Here is an 18,152-nt window from a genome sequence, read left to right as displayed (position 1 = left end):
CATATCCGTCCGGAAACCCCAGCCCGAGCCAGCAGGTTCCGCGACCAGCGGGGCGGACGACCGACGGTGGCGCAACGAATGGACGAGCATTAATGTAAACAGGTATGACGTGTGACGTCGGGCCCCACCCCACCACCGCGCTCCACCTCACCGCCGAGAGGATCCGATGAATGTGAAGAGACGACTGAGTCGTCTGCTCGCCGCGACGGGAACCCTGCTGGTTCTCGCTGTAGGCGCCAGTATCTACGTGGTCTCGGACGCGCCGGGTGTCGCCCGCGCCGCCGGCACGGGACCGTGCGACATCTACGCCTCGGGTGGCACCCCGTGCGTCGCCGCGCACAGCACCACCCGCGCGCTGTACGGCGCGTACAACGGCCCGCTTTACCAGGTTCGCCGCTCGTCGGACAACACCACCCGCGACGTCGGCGTGCTGAGCGAGGGCGGCTACGTCAACGCCGCCACCCAGGACACGTTCTGCGCCAACACCAACTGCGTCATCACGATCATCTACGACCAGTCCGGCCGCAACAACCGGCTCACCCAGGCCTTGGGTGGCGGCGTGCCGGGCCCCGGGCCTGGCGGGTCGGACAACCTTGCCGACGCGAAGGCGGCACCGGTCACGATCGGCGGCCAGAAGGCGTACGGCGTCTACATCCCTCCGGGCACCGGCTACCGCAACAACAACACCAACGGCATCGCGACCGGCGACCAGCCCGAGGGCATGTACGCCGTCCTCGACGGCACGCACTACAACAACGGGTGCTGCTTCGACTACGGCAACGCGCAGACGAACGCCATGGCCGACGACATCGGCATCATGGAGACCATCTACTTCGGCAACAACAAAGTGTGGGGCTACGGCGACGGCAACGGCCCCTGGATCATGATGGACATGGAATGGGGACTCTTCTCCGGAGTGAACCCGCGATACAACCCCATGGCGCCCATCAACCACCGCTTCGTGACCGCCATCGTCAAGGGCGAACCGAACCACTGGGCGATCCGGGGCGGCAACGCCCAGGCCGGCGGCCTGACGAACTACTTCGACGGACGCCGCCCCAACGGCTACCACCCGATGAAGAAGGAAGGCGCCATCCTGCTCGGCATCGGCGGCGACAACAGCAACACTGCCCGCGGCACCTTCTACGAGGGCGTGATGACCTCCGGCTACCCGACCGCGGCGACCGAGGACGCGGTGCAGGCCAACATCGCCGCCGCCGGGTACGCGCCGGCCGTTGGTAACCCGCAACAGGGCGTCCAGCTCGTCGGTGGCCAGTCCAACCGCTGCGTTGACGTGCCGAACGGCACCACCACCAACGGCACCCAGGTCCAACTCTGGGACTGCACCAGCAACACCGCCCAACGCTGGACCCACACCGCCGGCAAACAACTGCAGGTGCTGGGCAACAAGTGCCTCGACGCCAGCGGCCAGGGCACCACCAACGGCACCCAGGCCATCATCTGGGACTGCCACAGCGGCACCAACCAACAATGGAACATCAACTCCAACGGCACCATCACCGGCGTCCAGTCCGGGCTCTGCCTCGACGCCAGCGGCGCCGGGACCGCCAACGGCACCAAGCTCCTCCTCTGGGCCTGCAACGGGCAACAGAACCAGCGCTGGTCCACCCGCAACTGACCCGTACCACCACCCGACCGGCGGTGCCGCCGCCGTGAGACTCACGGAGGCGGCACCGCCGTCGGTGCCGGAAGCTGCCGAACCGCCAGGGCTCGGTCGGAGGTCATGGCCGGCCCGGCGGTCCCGGTAGGTTGGGCGGTGATGGCCACGATCGCCGACGTCCGTGCCGAGCTCGCCAGCCTCGCCGACCCGCACCGAGCGGCGGCGTCGAGCCGGTTTCTCCAGATGACCCCGGGCGGGTACGCCGAGGGCGACCGCGCCATCGGCGTCTCCGTGCCACAACAGCGCAAGGTGGCCGCCCGGTACTGGCGCGATCTTCCTCTGTCGGCAACGGCGGACCTGCTGGCCGGCGACGTACACGAGGAGAGGCTGACGGCGCTGTTCGTCCTGGTGCGCAAGTTCGCCAAGGGCGACGAGCAGGCCCGGGGCCAGATCTTCGACATCGTCCTGGCCAACACCGACCGCATCGACAACTGGGATCTGGTGGACTCGTCCGCGCCGTACATCGTCGGGCCCTGGCTGCTCGACAAGGACCGCGGCGTCCTGGATCGGCTGGCCGCGTCGAGCCTCGTGTGGGACCGGCGCATCGCGATCATGGCGACGTTCGCCTTCATCAGGGCCGGCGACTTCCAGTGGACCTTCCGGCTCGGCGACCAGCTCCTGCGCGACCCCCACGACCTCGTGCAGAAGGCGGTGGGCTGGATGCTGCGCGAGGTGGGCAACCGTGACCGGGCGGCGGCGGAGCGGTTCCTCGCCGGGCGCTACCAGGTCATGCCACGGGTCATGCTGCGGTACGCGATCGAGAAGTTCGAGCCTCGACGACGTCGGATGTACCTGACCGGAGTGGCCTAGGGACTGCTGTTGAGGCCGACGGCCGCGCCGGGTTCGAACGGAGAAATTTCGCCAGGCTGTCGATCCGGGGCTCCGCGAACTCGTCGTCTAGGTAGTGGCCACCACCGACGGGGGCCAGCACACGATGGGATGCCAGACATGGCCAAGTACATGATCCTCATCTACGGCGACGCGCAGCAGTGGGACGCGATGACCGACGAGCAGTGGAAGGCCCACGACGCCGCCCACGTGGCGTTCGTGGCCGAGGCCGGCGCGCGGGTCCTCGGCGGGCAGCAGCTGGAACCGGCGCCCACGGCCACCTCGCTGCGGGCGGACGCACTCGGCCAGCTCGACACGACCGACGGCCCGTTCCTGGAGACCAAGGAGGCGCTGGGCGGCTACTACCTGTTGGAGGCGGCCGACCTGGACGAGGTGCTGACTCTGGCGGCACTGCTGCCCGAGGTGCGCGCCGGTCACAGCGGTGTGGAGATCCGTCCGGTGGTCGACCACTGATGAACGACACGGTCGTCGCGGCGGTCGCCCAGGCGCACCGCCGCGACTGGGCCCAGGTGTTCAGCACCACCGCCCAGCTGACCCGCGACCTCGATCTCGCCGAGGAGTGCACCCAGGACGCGTTCGCGCAGGCCCTGGAGACGTGGGCCGAGAGTGGCATTCCCGACCGGCCGGGTGCCTGGCTCACCACCATCGCCCGCAACCGGGCCCGGGATGTGCTGCGTCGTGAGTCGGTGTTCCGTCGCAAGATGCCACTGCTCGTCGCGGACGAGACGGTGCCGGGCCCCGATGATGGCCTGGTCGACGACCGGCTGCGCCTCATCTTCACCTGTGTGCACCCCGCGTTGTCCCGGCAGGCGCGGGTCGCGCTGACCCTGCGCCTGGTGTGCGGGTTGTCCACCCCGGAGGTGGCGCGTGCGTTCCTGGTGCCGCCGACCACCATGGCCGCGCGGATCACCCGGGCCAAGAGGAAGATCGCCGCGGCCCGCATCCCGTACCGGGTACCGGGGCCTGACCAGCTCGGTGAGCGGACCGGCGCCGTACTCGAGGTCGTCCATCTCATCTTCACCACCGGCCACACCGCGCCGGTGGGCGCGCACCTGGTGCGGCAGGACCTGGTGGACTGCGCGATTGGTCTGGCCCGCATGCTGCACCTGCTCATGCCGACCGACGCGGAGGTCAGCGCCCTGCTGGCACTGCTGCTGCTCACCACGGCACGCCAGGACACCCGCACGTCCGCCGACGGGCGGCTGGTGTTGCTGTCCGAGCAGGACCGCAGCCGTTGGAACCGGCAGCTCATCGGCGAGGGCCTGTCCCTGTTGACCGAGGCGCTGCGCCGACGGCCACCGACCCGGTACGCCCTGGAGGCCGCGATAGCCGCCGTGCACGCCGAGGCGCCAACCTGGCAGGACACCGACTGGAACCAGATCGTCGGGCTCTACGACACCCTGCTCCGGCTGTGGCCGTCGCCAGTCGTCGGCCTCAATCGCGCCGTCGCGATCGGGCTGCGTGACGGCCCCGAGGCCGGCCTCGACGCGCTCACGCCGATGCTCGCCGACCCGGCCCTGGCTACCTACGGATATCTGAGCGCGGCCCGCGCCGACTTCCTGCGCCAGCTGAGGCGGTGGTCCCAGGCCGTGACCGCCTACGAGGAGGCGCTGACCCTCACCGACAACGATGTGGAGCGTGCCTTCCTCGTCGAGCGGTTGGCGGACGTGCGGCGGCAGCACTGATCGTGCGCAGCACCTCGGGGCGGCAGGCGGCTTCAGGCATCCCGGCCTCCCCGCACCGCCGCGCCTCGGCCCGGCACGGTGGCGATCGCGGCCATCCCCAGCAGCAGAGCCGGGAGGACGAACCAGAGACCGACGCCGAGGCCCAGGAGGAGTGCCCACAGCAGCAGCACCACCGCCGAGACCGTCGTGGTGATGCCGACCGCACGGTGGGTCAGGTCGGCGACGAGGGGACACACGGCCGCGACCACCGGCACACCGAGCAGATAGCTGACCGCACCGCCACTGTCGTCGATCGTGAACGGCAGCAGCGCGATGACGATCCAGGCGGTGGCCGCGACCGCGAGGAGTCTCAGCAGCAGACCAACGGAACCGGATGCTGGACCGCGCCTGCGTAGGCTCACGAGCGCCGCCGCGGCGATGAAGAGTGCGACAAGGCCGCCGACCAGGGTAGCCACGTTCATTGCGACTCCTCGCTCCTAGGCCTTTTGCGGCCTGTTGTGGGGGGTGTGCCCTCGGACGGTTGAGCAAGACATCGATGACATGCTATCTTTCCGGCGCGGGAGCGCAGGGCACGCTTCCCAGCACCCAGCCGATTGACATCGGCACGCCGAGGGCGACGCCCTCCGGCCGCCCCTGCCAGTCGGTGACCAGTCCGGGCCGCTCCGCCGATGCCAGGCGACCGCGGGCGGTTGCCGGACGACCCCGGTCTCCGGCCGCACACCCCAGCTTCCCACGCCCGTCGCGGCGGACACCCGGCAGCGACGGTACGGCCCCGCACGCCACACGGGCCGGCAACCGTCATCCACATCCCCGGTGTCACCACGGGCGCGGCCGGCGGTCGCCGGAGCCGGTCCCGCACCACCACCAGTGGCAAGGAGTCAAGCAATGGCGAAGCATAGACAGCTCTTCTCGTTCATCGCGGGCGCGGCGGTTCTCCTCGCGGCGGCCGCCGGTGGCGTGCTCAACGGCGGCTTCGGCCCGGAGGCGGTGGCCGCGACGAACGGCACGCTCGCGGCGACCGCCGGCTGCGGCAAGGCCCCCACGCTCACCAACGGGACACGCACCATCCAGAGCAGCGGCCAGAGTCGCACCTACATCCTGCGGATCCCGGACGGGTACGACAGAAACAAGCCCTACCGGCTGATCTTCGGCTTCCACTGGCTGAACGGCTCGGCCAACAACGTCGCCTCGGCCGGCTACTACGGGCTCGCGCCGCTGTCGAACAACACCACGATCTTCGTCGCGCCCCAGGGCATCAACGCCGGTTGGGCCAACACCAACGGTCGGGACCTGACCCTCTTCGACGACATCTCCCGACAGGTCGAGAACGACCTCTGCGTCGACACGACCCAACGCTTCGCCCTGGGCTGGAGCTACGGCGGCGCGATGAGCTACGCCGTGGCCTGTGCCCGACCAACAGTCATCCGCGCGGTCGCCGTCCTGTCCGGCGCCAATCTCAGTGGTTGCAACGGTGGCACCCAACCCGTCCCCTACTTCGGCATCCACGGCATCTACGACAGCGTGCTGAACATCTCCCAGGGCCGGGCGCTGCGCGACACGTTCGTCAGGAACAACGGCTGCACCGCCCAGAGCCCCCGCGAACCGAGCCGGGGCAGCGGCACCCACATCACCACCACCTACGCGGGCTGCCGAGCCGGCTATCCCGTGCAGTGGGCCGCGTTCGACGGAGACCACACCCCGAGCCCGGTCGACGGGTCCAGCCCGAACGACTCCAGGACCTGGACCTCGGGGGAGATCTGGAGATTCTTCAGTCAGTTCCAGTCCACCACTCCCCCCACGACCCCTCCGCCGACGACGCCCCCGCCGACCACCCCGCCCCCGACCACGCCCCCACCGACCACCCCGCCGCCGACCACGCCTCCGCCGACCGGGGAGCCGGGCAGTTGCGCCGCCACCTACCGCATGGTCAACAACTGGCCCGGCGGCTTCCAGGGTGAGGTCACGGTCACCAACAACACCGCCGCCACCGTCAACGGCTGGACCGTCGGCCTGACCCTGGCCAGCGGCCAGGCCATCAGCAGCCTCTGGAGCGGCACCAACACGGGCACCACCGGCAACGTCTCAGTCCGAAACGCCGCCTACAACGGCACGTTGGCCCCGAACGCGTCGACCACCTTCGGGTTCACCGCCACCGGCGACAGCGCCACCCCGCCCACCACCACCTGCGCCAGTCCCTGAGCAGAGGGCGAAACCGAAAGGCCCGGAGCCAGTCTGCTCCGGGCCTTTCGGCTCGACTGCCGACCCCGCTCTCCCACGGTCACGCCGGCGGCGCGCCGGTCATTCCGGCAGCCCGGTCCGTGCCGCTGCCCGGAGGATGCCGTCGAGGCCCTCCTCGAACAGCAGGTCGTCGTCCCATCGGGTGTCGTCGAGATGGCCGGAGGCGTCGAGGGTCGGGTAGGTGTCGGCCCTCGCGGCGATGTGGTCTCGGGCCGCGGCCCGGGCGTGCGGATCCGCGGTCTGGTGCCAGGTGGCTTCGGTGAGCGCGGCGCCGATGACGTAGTTGGCCAGCATCCGCGTGGCCACCGCGAGCTGCAGTCCGTGGCAGCCGCCGCGCACCAGCGCCGACTGCAGGAATTCGGTACGGGCGAGGACGTTGGGCCCGAGCATCGGACGTCCGACCAGGTTCGGCGCCCAGGGATGCCGCCGCATGGCGGCGCGCCAGGCTCGGGCGAGCAGGCGGGCGTCCTCCAGCCAGTCGTCGCTCACGTCCGGGATGGGCACGTCGCCGAAGATCTGGTCAACGGCCAGGTCCAGAACGTCGTCCCTGGTCTTCACATGCCAGTACAGGGCGGTAGCCGTCACGTCGAGCTGCTGGGCGAGGCCGCGCATGGTCAGACCCTCGACGCCACGCTCGTCCAGCAGTGTCACCGCCGCGTCCACGATGCGCCCGAGGGTCAGCGGCGCTCTTCGTGCCGGACGGGGTGACTCCGCGCGTAGCCATACCGGCGACGACGTGCGGCTGTCTCGTCGCCCGGCCGTGGGCATCGACGGTACGCCCGGCTCTGCGGTGGTCATGGCACCACCCTAGTCCACTGGACAGGGGACTTAACATCGGTAAGCTAGCTGAACAAGCGAAGGTTGGCCGTACGGTCGGCAGGGAGGTCGGAGAATGCCGCTGCTACGTGTGCACCTCGACAGCGACCGGATCACCGCACGTCGCGTTCTCCAACTGCACCAGGAGGGCAGGACCCACCACGAGTCGCGGGAGGCGGCGCGCGCGGAGGTGTGGCGTCAGGGCCGCACCCCGGCCGGCGACCCGACCTTCGTCGGCATCACCAACGGCCGCCGGCACGTGCAACTGCTCTACGACGTGGAGGTCTACTCCGACACCGCCGGTTGACCGCCCGCCGATACGACTTAGACCGTCACGCGCGAACCGGACCGCCTCGGTTGCACACCCGCCGGGGCGGTTCCCCGTTGGACGACCAGCCCGGCCCGCAGGACGTACAGCTCACGCCTGGTCGTAGCCAACCCCTTCGCGTCGAGCACGTACCCGGTGACCCAGATCCAGTCGTTGTACGGGTCGGTCTCGCCAACCGACACCAGACGCAGCATCAGGGCCCGGTCCCCCGAGAACTGCACCGAGCAGGCCGCCCCGATCAGCACGACGTCACCGGCCTTCATGCCAGCCACCCGAGGAACCTGCGATACACGGCGTCGGCGGGAGCCCAGGACATGTCCTGCAGGGCCGAGGCGAAGTGCGACCCCAGGTAGATCCGGAGGGCCACCGGCGACGTGGCGTACTCCCCCAGCAGCTCAACGCGGCGGGTGGGGCATGGCCAAGGCCGGGCGCACGCGTCGCACAGCCAGAGCGGCAGGACCGGAAGGTGGGTGGTCATCGGCTCTCACCCGGCCAGTGACCCCGGTTGATCGGGATCCGGTGCCTGACTCGGCACGGCAACTCGCTCCCGCACCGACAGACGTTGCGCCACTTGACCCACGACCACACCGGCCGATGCCTGCGAGCCAAGGTCATCGCTGCCGCCGTCAGGTATTCGCCGTAAGGCACGTGCCGGCTCATTCACCCTCCCTCGTAGAGGGTTGCGGCAGCACGCCTACCCACAGTCACCCGATCGCCACACCCAGCGCAATGGTTTACCGGTCAACGCGGATATGCAATATTACATTTTGGATGAAACGTAAGAGTAGATTTCATCTTGATAGATTCCATTGCTATGCGTGACCGACAGGAGTTACATATCGAGTGCAAGCCGCGCCCGGTATGTAGTCACGAGAAGGAGAGCGGCAGTGACGACAGACACCGGCTCGACGGTCCCCAGGCGACAGCTAGGGCGGTACCTGCGGCAGCTTCGCGAGGAAGCCCGCGTGACAGTCAAGGCAGCAGCCGACGCGCTGGAGTGGTCGACACCGAAGATCTGGCGCATCGAGACTGGCGCTACTTCGATGAGATCGCTCGACGTAGAAGCGATGTGCAAAATCTACAGAGCGTCACCAGAACTGACCGAGGCTTTGATGGGCCTCGCGAAGGAGACGAAGGGTCGAGGCTGGTGGCACTCCTACAGCGACGCCATCCCCGAGTGGTTCGAGCTGTACGTGGGACTGGAAGCCGCAGCAGCTCGACTCCGGACGTACGAAGCGCAGCTTGTTCCCGGCCTACTCCAGACCGAGACGTACGCTACCCGCGTCTTGCAGGTAGCCCGTCCAGACATCACCCGGCCGGAGATCGAGCGACGGCTAGCCGTGCGTCTCGGTCGTCAGGCGCTACTGACGCGCTCGGCACCACCCGCTCCGCAGTTCGACGTTCTGCTTGAGGAGGCTGTCTTGCGGCGAGGGATAGACGCAGAGCAAGTGCAGCACCTGATCAGGGTCAGCAGGCAGCCGAACGTCTCGCTGCGAGTGATTCCGTTAGCCGGGGCTCTGCACCGGGGGAACATGACCAGCGGCACGTTCACGATCCTCGACTTCGAGGGGGGAGCCGAGCCGTCGATCATCTACTCCGACAGTCTCACGGGTGCGCTCTACCTCGACAAGCCCGCTGAGGTCGCAACGTACGGGGAGGCGTGGGAGATCATGGAGAACCCGGCGCTGACCGAAGCGCAGTCTCGCAAACTCATGGCATCGATCGCAGAGGAACTAACATGACCACGCTCAACTGGAAGACGAGCACCCGCAGCAACGAGGGGAACTGCGTCGAGGTTGCCGCGCCAACCCCATTAGTCATGGTCCGGGACTCCAAAGATCGACTTGGACCGGTGCTAGCGTTCAGCGCTGGTCAGTGGATCGATTTCGTCCAAGGGATCAAGTCCGGCAAAATCGACGCGTGAACAAGGGTGCCGGGTGTGGTCCCTGAAGGCCACCACACCCGGCTACCGCAAACGTTCCGCTAGCCGATCAAGGCGCACGACGGAACCACGACGCAAGCGAAACAGCTCCGCGAGTGCCGTGAGAACGGCCGGCAGTCACTCCGGCGAATTCCTAAGAGTTGATCGACTCTTCATCGAGCAAGATCAGCCGTTTGGAGCTGGGCCAGTCCGGCATCCGCCTCACCGACCTCAAGCTGCTGCTCGACTTCTACGGGGTGACCGGCGACCACGCCGAGCCGCTGCAGTTGCTGCATGTCGCGGAGGTCAGCCGCCGCAAGAACGTAACGGTCCAGGCGTTCCCGCTGAATGCCGCTACCTACGTAGCGTCGTCGTACAACTTCATCGTCCTGCGGTTCGGAGAAGCGTCGGGCGTTATCTACGTCGAGACCTTCGCTGACGCCGACTACCTTGACAGCCCCGAGGCCGTCCGGGCATACACTCGATTGTGGGCTCGTCTTCAAGCGGCAGCCCTCGGGCCAGTAGAGTCCCGCAAGCTCATCCTGCGGATCGTCGACGAAATCAAGTAGAGGTTGACCATGATGACCCCGGACCTCACGAACGCAGTGTGGCGAAAGTCCACACGGAGCGACAACAACGGCGGCGCGTGCGTTGAGGTAGCGGATAACCTCCCGGCCGTGGTCGCTGTCCGCGACAGCAAGGACCAGCAGGGGCCAGTGCTGTCGTTCACCTCGTCCGCCTGGTCGTCGTTCGTCCAGGGGCTCAAGCGCTGACGTCTGGCCAACATCCCCGTCCGCATGGATGGGAGGCGCTGGCTCAACCTCTGGCAGCGGTGCCGGGTGGGATGGCCAGCACGACCACACCCGGCTTCCGCGAACGTCCGTAGGCTGGTCACCGCCGCCCTTTCCGCGCGAGCCTGCCCAGGAAGTCGGGCCCTGACCTTCGGGACTTTCAGGAAGGTGCGGCATCTGCCGGCCCAGGATGGCCCGACTTTACGAAACCCGAGTTGATTAACAGGAAGTCGGGGCATCCGCTCGCCCGGGACAGCCCGACTTCATGAACACCGAGTTGATCAAGCGGCGAGCCCGACAGCGCGGGCCAGCACATGCCCGACCCACGCCCACCCGCACAACCGGCCCAGACCAACCAGCGCAGCCGCGTGGTGTTCGTCGCCTGCCGTCCATGGTGGCCATCGGTGCTGCCCGCGTGTCCATCACGGCCATCCCTGCCGCCTTCTGCTTGGCCTCGGCGACCTTCCGGTACGACGCGCCCAGGGCCCGCTCGGCATCTGTCACTCCGGGGTGCCGGTCTTCGTGCCACACGACACCCGGCCGGCGCGCGGATGTCACCTCGCCGAGGGAGCGCAGTCCCCTCTGCCGGGGGAGGAGGAGTCGCCCAGCGCCACAGATCATCGATCCATGGCTGCCGGTTGGTGCCTGCTGGGTTCCGGTGTGGACAGCGGGCACGGCGACGAGCGGCCCGGTGTGCCGGCGCGGCACCGTCCGTGGGGAGTGGGATGTCCGACCGTACTGCTCGAACGTACCGATTCGCAGTGGCCAACCGGGCCAGACCGTGGGCGGTGGCGTGCGGCGCCTTCCTCCTCGGCGAGCTGGCTCTGCGCCTCTTCTGGATCGCCGGTGGCCGGTGGGCGTACACCGCCTGCGACCGGACCGACCTGGTCGATCCGGCGGGGGGATGCGGCGCCGACCACGTCGAGACACTGCCGTTCTGGGCTGGTTGGGGAGCGGTGGCGATCCTCGTCGCCCTCGCGGTGGTGGTCGTGGGCGTACTCCGCTCCCCCGGCCGCCCCGCGACCACGGCCAGTTGGTTGGCGGCGGCGCTGCTCCTGGTCGGCGCGTTCCCGCTGCACCTGCTCTTCGAGGTCCCGGCGGCGTTGACGGGACGTCCCTCGGACTGGCGTGACCTCGGCGCCCGGCTCGCCCTGCTGGCCGGTGGCATCCTGTTCACCGGGCTGGCGAACGCGTCCGGTCCCCGGCGCGGACCGGTGACCCCCGGCTACCGGCCGGTGCCCCGGTGGACACGGCGCTGGGCGTACGTGGCGGTCACTCTCCCGGTGGTCGGCTGGGCCGTACCCCATGGGCTCTGGGTGCTCGGCGTTCCGTTCGGCATCTCGGAGCGGGAGCTGGACGACATCCACCGCGACCTGTCGACGGCGACGGGCGTGGCGCTCACTCTCGCCCCACCGCTCGCCGGCCTGCTCGTTCTCGGGCTGGTGCAGCGGTGGGGGCAGCAGTTTCCGCGCTGGGTGCCGGGGCTCGGCGGTCGACGGGTGCCCCGGCTGCTGGCGGTGATCCCGGCCGGGATGGTGGCGCTCACACTTGTCGCCTACGGCGTGCTCAGCACCGCGGTGGTCGTCGACCGACTAGTCACGGGCGAGCTGCGGTGGTCGGAGGTGTGGGACGGCTGGGCGGTCACCGCCACACTGCTCGTCTTCCTCGGCTGGGGTGTGGCGCTGGGTGTCACGACCGCCGGCTACGCCCTCAGCACCCGACCGACGGCCGCTGCCGGCCCCCTTTACTGACGGTAGGTAGGGTCCAACCGGTGAGGCTGAATCTCTTTCACCACGTTCCGGAAGGGCTGACCCGACGAGCCCGGTCGTTCATTGTCGCCGACGGGGTTCAAGCCGACCTGCCGGACGTCGAGCAACACCGCTCCGCCTGGCTGGAGTCGGGCGTCCCGGCCGACGAGATCGACCGCGCCGTGGCGTTCCAGCGTCGGTGGGGCGGCCTGGTCCTGCCACCGGCACCGAAGTACGACGGCGGCCCCAGATACTTTCAGGTCGGCATCCCCGAAGGTTCACCGGCGGAAACGGCAGATGGTCCCGCGATTTCGGGATGGTGGTTCGAAGCCGGCCCGCAACGGACAGCCGTTCCCTATTCGTTCATGATCGGCCCGGCTGGCGAGTTCGGGATCCACTGTGGCCGACGGTGGGTGCCACTCCACGCCAGTGTGGAAGGCTGGGTCGAATCAGTCGCCCTGTCTGATCACGCCGCGCACTGGGCGAAGCAGATCACGAAGGTGACCGGCGAGGCACTGGATCACCTGGAGTTGCACGACTTCGAACCAGTGGCAGAAGTTCGCGGACTGGCAGACGTCTGGTGGCGCGGCGCCGACTCGCTGATCTCCATCTACTCGGGCGAGTCCATCTGTCTCGGTGCGCCGGTCGTCCGCGCCGGCCTGATCTACTCGGGTTTGGATGAGTGGGGTCTGCGCGGAGGCGGGTAGCAGCGGGAAGTTCCGCATCGCGGCCTTCCTCGTCTGAGGCTCAATGCGTGCATCCCGCCAGTCAGCGTGAAAGGAGAGGTCGTGTTCGACCACGTCATCGGCCTTGGCACCGAAGATGCCGCACGCTGGACAGCGCTGGTCGAGCAATGCCGCCCCATCCTCCAGAGCGACGGGATGGACGCGGTCCAAACGTTCCTGGCCGAGCACGAGGTGGGGATGATCCAGGCGATCGCGATCACACTCGAACTGCTCGACAGGGCGGAAACACCTCTGCGGGTCGCCATCGACATCGTGGGCACGAGTTCGGCTCGGGCGTGAGCGGAGGTGAGTGCCCACGAGCCCGCCGACGACGTCCGAGTCCCCCGAGCCCAGATCGGGTCCAGCCCGCAACATCTGCTGACGACGGTGCTCGGCGAGTATCTCGACTCCGCGGATGCCCAACTGCCGTCCACGGCGGTCATCGCGATCCTGCGGGAGTTCGGTGTCAGCGAGTCCAGTGCCCGTGCGGCGCTGTCCCGGCTGGTGAAGCGCGGTCTCATCGCGGCGCGGGGTAACCGGCGGCCACCGGTCTACCACCTCACGCCCACGGCGATCGCCAGGCATCGCTCCCGGATGCGGCACTTCCTGACCTTCGGCGCGCAGCCGCCGCGCTGGACCGGTGACTGGGTGATGGCCTCCTTCTCGGTTCCGAGCGCCGGCCAGGCGCCCCGGCACGCCGTGCGCAGGGCGTTGAGCGAACTGAGGTTCGTGGGCCTGTACGACAGCGTGTGGATCCGGCCCGGATCCGATGCCGCGCCGGTGCGGGAGGCGCTGCGCGAACTGCTGCAGCAGGTCGGCGGTGCGCGGTGGTCGGTCCTGCACGTCCGGTTCGACGACGAGGCCGGGCCGCACGGCCCGGCGTCCGCGTACGACCTGGGCGCCCTCGCGTCGGCGTACGCGGATTTCATCGAGCGGTACGCCGAGTTGCGGGTGGCGGCCCGCAACGGGGAGGTGGCCCCGGCCAGGGCGCTTGTCGCCCGGACGTCCGCCATGGACTCCTGGCGGAGGTTCGCGGACCTCGACCCGGATCTGCCCCAGCACCTGCTGCCGACGCCCTGGCCGCGTCGGGAGGCCAGGGAGATCTTCCTGGACATCCACTCCACGCTCGGCTCGCTCGCGCAGGCGCGTCTCGTCGAGGTGGCGACACCGCACTGGCCGGACGCCTCGTCGTGGATCACCCACTTCCAGGCTTCGAGAGATCCCTCGCGACCGGAACCGACAGGTGGCACGCGCGCCGGCCCACCCCATGGGGGCTGACGACACCGCCGAGACATTGACACTTTTCATTGCGAGAGTGATAGTAACTGCATACCGCTCCCCTCGGATCGCCTGCGGGAAACCGCGGCCGGGTGGTCGACCCGCCCACGTCGACCTGGCCCGTGACCAGCGCTGACGACCATGGTCGAGGGGCGCCTGCCCCACCGCCGCCGCAGGGAGCGCCGTCGCGTCATCCGCTGGAGGGGTACATGAGAACGAGATCCAAGATCTGTGTGGGCCTGGCCGCCGCCGTCGTCCCGATCACATCCGTGCTCATGGCGCTCGGCGCGACACCCGCCGATGCCGCGGTCGGCGGTTCCGGCCCGTATCCCGCGGACTACGAGACCTCGGCCAGCCTGGCCAACCACACCATCTTCCGGCCGCAGACACTCCCGTCCGAACGGCTCCCCATCGTCGTCTGGGGCAACGGCGGCTGCTCGGCCAACGGCCTCTCCCAGGGCAACTTCCTCCGCGAGATCGCCTCCCACGGCTTCCTCGCCATCGCCAACGGGGCTCCGAACGGATCCGGCTCCACGAACTCCCAGATGCTCACCCAGTCCATCGACTGGGCTGTCGCGGAGAACTCCCGGCAGGGCAGCAAGTACTTCAACAGGATCGACACCACGAAGGTCGCCGTCGCCGGCTTCTCCTGCGGGGGCTTGGAGGCCTACGCCGTCTCCAACGACCCGCGCGTCACCACGACCGGCATCTTCAGCAGCGGCCTGTTGAACGATGCCGACGACTACCAACTCCGCCGGCTGACCAAACCGATCGCCTACTTCGTCGGCGGGCCCAGCGACATCGCCTACCCGAACGCCATCGACGACTGGGGCAAGCTGCCGGCCGGGCTGCCCGCCTTCATGGGCAACCTGAACGTCGGGCACGGCGGCACGTACGACCAGCCCAACGGCGGCGAGTTCGGCCGGGTGGCAGTGCTCTACCTCAAGTGGCGGCTGAAGGGCGACACCACCGCCGGCGGGAACTTCGTCGGCCCGAACTGCGGCCTCTGCCGCAGCCAGTGGAGCGTCCAGCAGAAGAACCTGACGCTCGACGACGGCACGCCGCCCACCACACCCCCGCCCACCACGCCGCCGCCCACCACGCCGCCGCCCACCACGCCGCCGCCCACCACGCCGCCGCCGACCACGCCTCCGCCCGGCGGCACCCCCGCCTGCACCGCCGCCTATTCCGTTCAGGACCAGTGGAACGGCGGGTTCGTCGCCACCGTCACCGTCACGGCGGGGACCACCGCGCTCACCGGCTGGCGGGTCACCCTCAACCTGCCCAGCGGAGCTTCGGTCAGCTCGCTGTGGAACGGTGTCGCCAGCGGTACCAGTGGCACCATCACCGTCGCGAACCAGAGTTACAACGGCCGACTGGGCGCGGGGCAGAGCACCAGCTTCGGATTCCAGGGCACCGGAAGCGGCAGCGGCACCACCGCCACCTGCACCGGGAGCTGAAGCTCACCCGATCCTGACAAACAACCAGGCCGCTCGGCGGGCCGGTGCCGGCGCACCGGCCCGCCGCACTAGCGCAGTTCGGCGATCCTGGCCCGGGTGTTGGCGGCCGCCTCGGGGTACCCGCGCTCGACGTCGGCCCGGACGTCGGCCACGGTCCGGCCGGCCAACTCCCGCCGCCAGGCCAGGTCGGCACCCCGCATGGCCTGGGCGAACGCGCAGGACTGCCGATAGTCCACGCCCGCATGCTCGCCCGGCCCCTTGCGGAGGATCTGGTCGCACTGGAACAGCTCCTCCGGGCCCTCGATCGCGGCGACGATGTCCAGCAGGGAGACCGCACCCGGGGCACGGGCCAACTGGAAGCCCCCGCGCGGCCCCGAGGTCGACGTCAGGATCCCGGCCCGGACCAGGGCCTGTAGCTGCTTGTTCAGGTAGGCCGGGGGCAGCTCGTAGAACGCGGCGAGGGTGCCCGTTGGCACCGGCGCGTCCAGCCAGCTCAGGTTGAGACACGTGTGGAGTGCCCATTCGACACCCTGGCTCATCCGCATGATTCTGGACTTTACCTGTCCAGAACCTGGGACGAGTGTCATGCTCACTGGCGTCGACGGGTTCTGGACATTTAATGTCTAGGATTCAGCGATCGTCGAAGGAGTCGACAATGACACTGGTACGCGCGGCCCAGGCCGAGGTTCTCGACAGCGACCCCGCCAGCGTGATCACACTGCTCCTCGACCCGGAGCACACCGGCGGCGCCCTGACCAGCAACCGCGCCCTGCTCAGGCACGGCACCGACGGCGCGCCACCACACCTGCACACGCACTCCGGCGAGCTGTTCTTCGTGCTCGACGGCGCCCTGGAGATGCTCGTCGGCGACGAGTTGCACACCCTGCACCGGGGAGACACGCTCTTCGTCCCGCCGAACACCCCGCACGCCTTCGCCCCCGCCGACGGACAGGACGCCGACTTCCTGGTGGTGATCACCCCCGGGAAGCCTCGGTTCGACTACTACCGACTCCTGGACAGGGTGCACCGGGGCGAAGCCACCTGGCAGGACGTCGGCGAGACCCAGGACCGCTACGACAACCACTACGTGGACAGCCCGTTGTGGGCAGGCCGCCGCGGCTGACCACGAGCCGCGCGGGTGCTTCGTCGACCCCGGGGCCGCGACGACGAGGGGGATGCGGAGATCGGCCCCGGCGACGAGAGGGGTGCGGAGATCGTTCGTGGCGACGATCCCCGCACCCCTCCTTCCGATAGCTGGAGGTCAGCAGCCGATCCGGCTGGACCCGATCGCGACGTCGTCGTACCAGAGGGTGTCGGCCCCGCCGCCGTAGCTCTCCCAGCCCAGCTTGAGGTCGGTGAGCTGCGGCCGCCAGGTGCGGTTGTACCACTGGCCGTCGATGTCGTGCGTCGGTACGCCGTCCGCGGTCAGCCCGGCGATGGCGGTGCCGTCCAGCCAGGTACGGAGCTGACCGGCCGAGCCGTCCACCATGAACTCCAGGCAGGCCCACCGGTTGGTGGGTAGCGGCACGCTCTGGGCCACCCCGGCGGGGCTCTGCTCGGGCAGGGTCGCGTCGTCGGAGGCGCGGTTCCACTGCAGGGCGCCGTTCTGGCCGCCGATCCGCAGGTCCTTGTTGCCGTCGGCGGCGTCGGTCATCGCCATCATCGTGGTGTGCTCGGTGGGCTGGGCGGTGGTGTGGCGGACCCAGATTCGGCCGTACCGGACGCTGCCCACGCTGCCGAGATTCTTGGTGGAGCGGATGAAGACGTGGTTGCAGTAGCCGGCCGCGCCGTTGATCCGGACCGCCCGGCTGCCGCTGTGCGTGGTGGTCGTGTCGATGGTGGCCGTGCCGGCGCCGGAACAGTCCGGGCTCACCACGGTCCAGTCGCCGGACGGTGTCGAGCCGGTCTGGTTCTCGAAGCCGTCGCAGAGCACCGCCCCGGCGCACCCGACCGGCGGCGGCGTGGTCGGCGGGGGCGTGGTCGGCGGGGGCGTGGTCGGTGGCGGGGTGGTGGGCGGGGGTGTCGTCGGCGGCGCGCTGGTCGGCGGGGGCGTCGTCGGCGGCGCGGTGGTGGGGATCGGCCCGGTGCCGTTGCACGGTACGCCGTTCAGGCTGAACCCGGTCGGCGCGCCGCCACTGGACCCGAACGTGCCCTGCACACCGAACTCGGTGGCGCCGCCGGCCGGGATGCTGCCGTTGTACGACACGTTGCGGGCGGTCACCGTCGAGCCGGACTGGCTGACGGTGGCGTTCCAGCCGTTCGTGACGCGTTCGTCTCCGGCGTACGTCCAGGTGACTGTCCAGCTGGAGACGGCGGTGTCGCCGGGTGACACCTTGATGTTGGCGGTGAATCCGCCGGACCACTGGTTGGGTGTGTAGTCGACCCGGCAGCCCTGGGCCGCCGAGGCGGGGCTGGTGAGCAGGGCCGTTCCGGTCGCGGTCACGGCTGCCAGCGCGGCGACGACCGCCAGGGTCGAAGCGGGGCGGGCGCGGAGAATCGTCATGGGGAGGTCCTTCTGCCATCGAGCTGAACGGAGGCGGCACGGCGACGCGCGTCCGGGACGGACGCGGCACGGCAGTGCGCCCTGGGTGCGGCGCGGCGGTGCGCCACAACGGCTGGTCGGTGCGTACGA

22 protein-coding genes are annotated in these 18,152 nt (G+C 69.3%); 16 read left to right on the top strand and 6 right to left on the bottom strand.

Annotated elements, in window-relative coordinates; translation table 11 throughout:
* The first annotated feature begins 166 nt into the window (after nucleotides 1–166).
* The 4 genes from AB0B57_RS04925 to AB0B57_RS04910 all read left to right on the top strand — a co-directional run bounded on the left by AB0B57_RS04925 (nucleotide 167) and on the right by AB0B57_RS04910 (nucleotide 4,215).
* Complete coding sequence (locus AB0B57_RS04925) at nucleotides 167–1,639, top strand: arabinofuranosidase catalytic domain-containing protein (RefSeq protein ID WP_357065181.1); 1,473 nt, start codon at nucleotides 167–169, stop codon at nucleotides 1,637–1,639.
* A 141-nt stretch (nucleotides 1,640–1,780) separates the two neighbouring features.
* On the top strand, nucleotides 1,781–2,491 hold the full coding sequence (locus AB0B57_RS04920) for a DNA alkylation repair protein (protein WP_357065179.1): 711 nt from the start codon (nucleotides 1,781–1,783) through the stop codon (nucleotides 2,489–2,491).
* Between the two features lie 138 nt (nucleotides 2,492–2,629).
* On the top strand, nucleotides 2,630–2,983 hold the full coding sequence (locus AB0B57_RS04915; protein ID WP_357065178.1) for a YciI family protein: 354 nt from the start codon (nucleotides 2,630–2,632) through the stop codon (nucleotides 2,981–2,983).
* Nucleotides 2,983–4,215, top strand: a complete 1,233-nt coding sequence (locus AB0B57_RS04910; RefSeq protein WP_357065176.1) for a sigma-70 family RNA polymerase sigma factor — start codon at nucleotides 2,983–2,985, stop codon at nucleotides 4,213–4,215. Before AB0B57_RS04915 ends, AB0B57_RS04910 begins: the two co-directional genes overlap by 1 nt.
* A gap of 32 nt (nucleotides 4,216–4,247) precedes the next feature.
* On the opposite strand, the gene AB0B57_RS04905 is transcribed toward AB0B57_RS04910, so the two are convergent.
* Nucleotides 4,248–4,676 (bottom strand): hypothetical protein, encoded by a 429-nt coding sequence (locus AB0B57_RS04905; RefSeq protein WP_357065174.1) that lies wholly within the window; start codon nucleotides 4,674–4,676, stop codon nucleotides 4,248–4,250.
* Between the two features lie 424 nt (nucleotides 4,677–5,100).
* Here AB0B57_RS04905 and AB0B57_RS04900 point away from each other — a divergent pair, with 424 nt between their 5' ends.
* Nucleotides 5,101–6,414, top strand: a complete 1,314-nt coding sequence (locus AB0B57_RS04900) for a cellulose binding domain-containing protein (RefSeq protein ID WP_357065172.1) — start codon at nucleotides 5,101–5,103, stop codon at nucleotides 6,412–6,414.
* A gap of 99 nt (nucleotides 6,415–6,513) precedes the next feature.
* On the opposite strand, the gene AB0B57_RS04895 is transcribed toward AB0B57_RS04900, so the two are convergent.
* Complete coding sequence (locus tag AB0B57_RS04895) at nucleotides 6,514–7,251, bottom strand: TetR/AcrR family transcriptional regulator C-terminal domain-containing protein (protein ID WP_357065170.1); 738 nt, start codon at nucleotides 7,249–7,251, stop codon at nucleotides 6,514–6,516.
* A 94-nt stretch (nucleotides 7,252–7,345) separates the two neighbouring features.
* Between AB0B57_RS04895 and AB0B57_RS04890 the strand changes: the two genes are divergently transcribed.
* Nucleotides 7,346–7,576, top strand: a complete 231-nt coding sequence (locus tag AB0B57_RS04890; protein ID WP_357065168.1) for a hypothetical protein — start codon at nucleotides 7,346–7,348, stop codon at nucleotides 7,574–7,576.
* A 17-nt stretch (nucleotides 7,577–7,593) separates the two neighbouring features.
* Here the strand turns inward: AB0B57_RS04890 and AB0B57_RS04885 are convergent, their stop codons facing one another.
* Together AB0B57_RS04885 and AB0B57_RS04880 are read right to left on the bottom strand one after the other, a co-directional pair.
* Nucleotides 7,594–7,860 (bottom strand): hypothetical protein, encoded by a 267-nt coding sequence (locus tag AB0B57_RS04885; protein ID WP_357065166.1) that lies wholly within the window; start codon nucleotides 7,858–7,860, stop codon nucleotides 7,594–7,596.
* Entirely contained in the window at nucleotides 7,857–8,075 is a 219-nt protein-coding gene (locus tag AB0B57_RS04880; RefSeq protein WP_357065165.1) for a hypothetical protein, read from the bottom strand. The genes AB0B57_RS04885 and AB0B57_RS04880 overlap by 4 nt, the downstream gene beginning before the upstream one ends.
* A 409-nt stretch (nucleotides 8,076–8,484) precedes the next feature.
* Here AB0B57_RS04880 and AB0B57_RS04875 point away from each other — a divergent pair, with 409 nt between their 5' ends.
* From AB0B57_RS04875 to AB0B57_RS04835, 9 genes are all read left to right on the top strand, one after another.
* The gene (locus AB0B57_RS04875) at nucleotides 8,485–9,339 is read left to right on the top strand and encodes a helix-turn-helix transcriptional regulator (RefSeq protein WP_357065163.1); all 855 of its coding nucleotides are present in this window, start codon (nucleotides 8,485–8,487) and stop codon (nucleotides 9,337–9,339) included.
* On the top strand, nucleotides 9,336–9,521 hold the full coding sequence (locus AB0B57_RS04870; protein ID WP_357065162.1) for a DUF397 domain-containing protein: 186 nt from the start codon (nucleotides 9,336–9,338) through the stop codon (nucleotides 9,519–9,521). The genes AB0B57_RS04875 and AB0B57_RS04870 overlap by 4 nt, the downstream gene beginning before the upstream one ends.
* 191 nt (nucleotides 9,522–9,712) lie before the next feature.
* Nucleotides 9,713–10,087 (top strand): Scr1 family TA system antitoxin-like transcriptional regulator, encoded by a 375-nt coding sequence (locus tag AB0B57_RS04865; protein WP_357065160.1) that lies wholly within the window; start codon nucleotides 9,713–9,715, stop codon nucleotides 10,085–10,087.
* 12 nt (nucleotides 10,088–10,099) lie between these two features.
* Nucleotides 10,100–10,291, top strand: coding sequence for a DUF397 domain-containing protein (locus tag AB0B57_RS04860; RefSeq protein ID WP_357065581.1), 192 nt, complete (start codon nucleotides 10,100–10,102; stop codon nucleotides 10,289–10,291).
* A 779-nt stretch (nucleotides 10,292–11,070) separates the two neighbouring features.
* Nucleotides 11,071–12,060: a hypothetical protein gene (locus AB0B57_RS04855; protein WP_357065159.1), complete on the top strand. Its 990-nt coding sequence runs from the start codon at nucleotides 11,071–11,073 to the stop codon at nucleotides 12,058–12,060.
* Between the two features lie 20 nt (nucleotides 12,061–12,080).
* On the top strand, nucleotides 12,081–12,764 hold the full coding sequence (locus tag AB0B57_RS04850; RefSeq protein ID WP_357065157.1) for a hypothetical protein: 684 nt from the start codon (nucleotides 12,081–12,083) through the stop codon (nucleotides 12,762–12,764).
* Nucleotides 12,765–12,845: 81 nt separating this feature from the next.
* Nucleotides 12,846–13,082, top strand: a complete 237-nt coding sequence (locus AB0B57_RS04845; RefSeq protein ID WP_357065156.1) for a hypothetical protein — start codon at nucleotides 12,846–12,848, stop codon at nucleotides 13,080–13,082.
* Nucleotides 13,083–13,088: 6 nt separating this feature from the next.
* Complete coding sequence (locus tag AB0B57_RS04840; RefSeq protein ID WP_357065154.1) at nucleotides 13,089–14,060, top strand: PaaX family transcriptional regulator C-terminal domain-containing protein; 972 nt, start codon at nucleotides 13,089–13,091, stop codon at nucleotides 14,058–14,060.
* A 209-nt stretch (nucleotides 14,061–14,269) separates the two neighbouring features.
* Nucleotides 14,270–15,520, top strand: coding sequence for a cellulose binding domain-containing protein (locus AB0B57_RS04835; protein WP_357065153.1), 1,251 nt, complete (start codon nucleotides 14,270–14,272; stop codon nucleotides 15,518–15,520).
* Nucleotides 15,521–15,588: 68 nt separating this feature from the next.
* Here the strand turns inward: AB0B57_RS04835 and AB0B57_RS04830 are convergent, their stop codons facing one another.
* Nucleotides 15,589–16,059 carry an Rrf2 family transcriptional regulator gene (locus tag AB0B57_RS04830; RefSeq protein WP_357065151.1) on the bottom strand — a complete coding sequence of 157 codons (471 nt, stop codon included), beginning with the start codon at nucleotides 16,057–16,059 and terminating at the stop codon, nucleotides 15,589–15,591.
* A gap of 116 nt (nucleotides 16,060–16,175) precedes the next feature.
* Here AB0B57_RS04830 and AB0B57_RS04825 point away from each other — a divergent pair, with 116 nt between their 5' ends.
* Nucleotides 16,176–16,643 (top strand): cupin domain-containing protein, encoded by a 468-nt coding sequence (locus AB0B57_RS04825; protein ID WP_357065149.1) that lies wholly within the window; start codon nucleotides 16,176–16,178, stop codon nucleotides 16,641–16,643.
* A gap of 138 nt (nucleotides 16,644–16,781) precedes the next feature.
* Here the strand turns inward: AB0B57_RS04825 and AB0B57_RS04820 are convergent, their stop codons facing one another.
* Nucleotides 16,782–18,023, bottom strand: coding sequence for a cellulose-binding domain-containing protein (locus AB0B57_RS04820; RefSeq protein ID WP_357065148.1), 1,242 nt, complete (start codon nucleotides 18,021–18,023; stop codon nucleotides 16,782–16,784).
* Between the last annotated feature and the right edge of the window lie 129 nt (nucleotides 18,024–18,152).

This window comes from Micromonospora sp. NPDC049101 (genome assembly GCF_040648675.1).
Lineage (GTDB): Bacteria > Actinomycetota > Actinomycetes > Mycobacteriales > Micromonosporaceae > Micromonospora.
The sequence above is the reverse complement of the archived record's forward strand: the minus strand, read 5'-3'. Positions and strand labels throughout refer to the sequence as shown.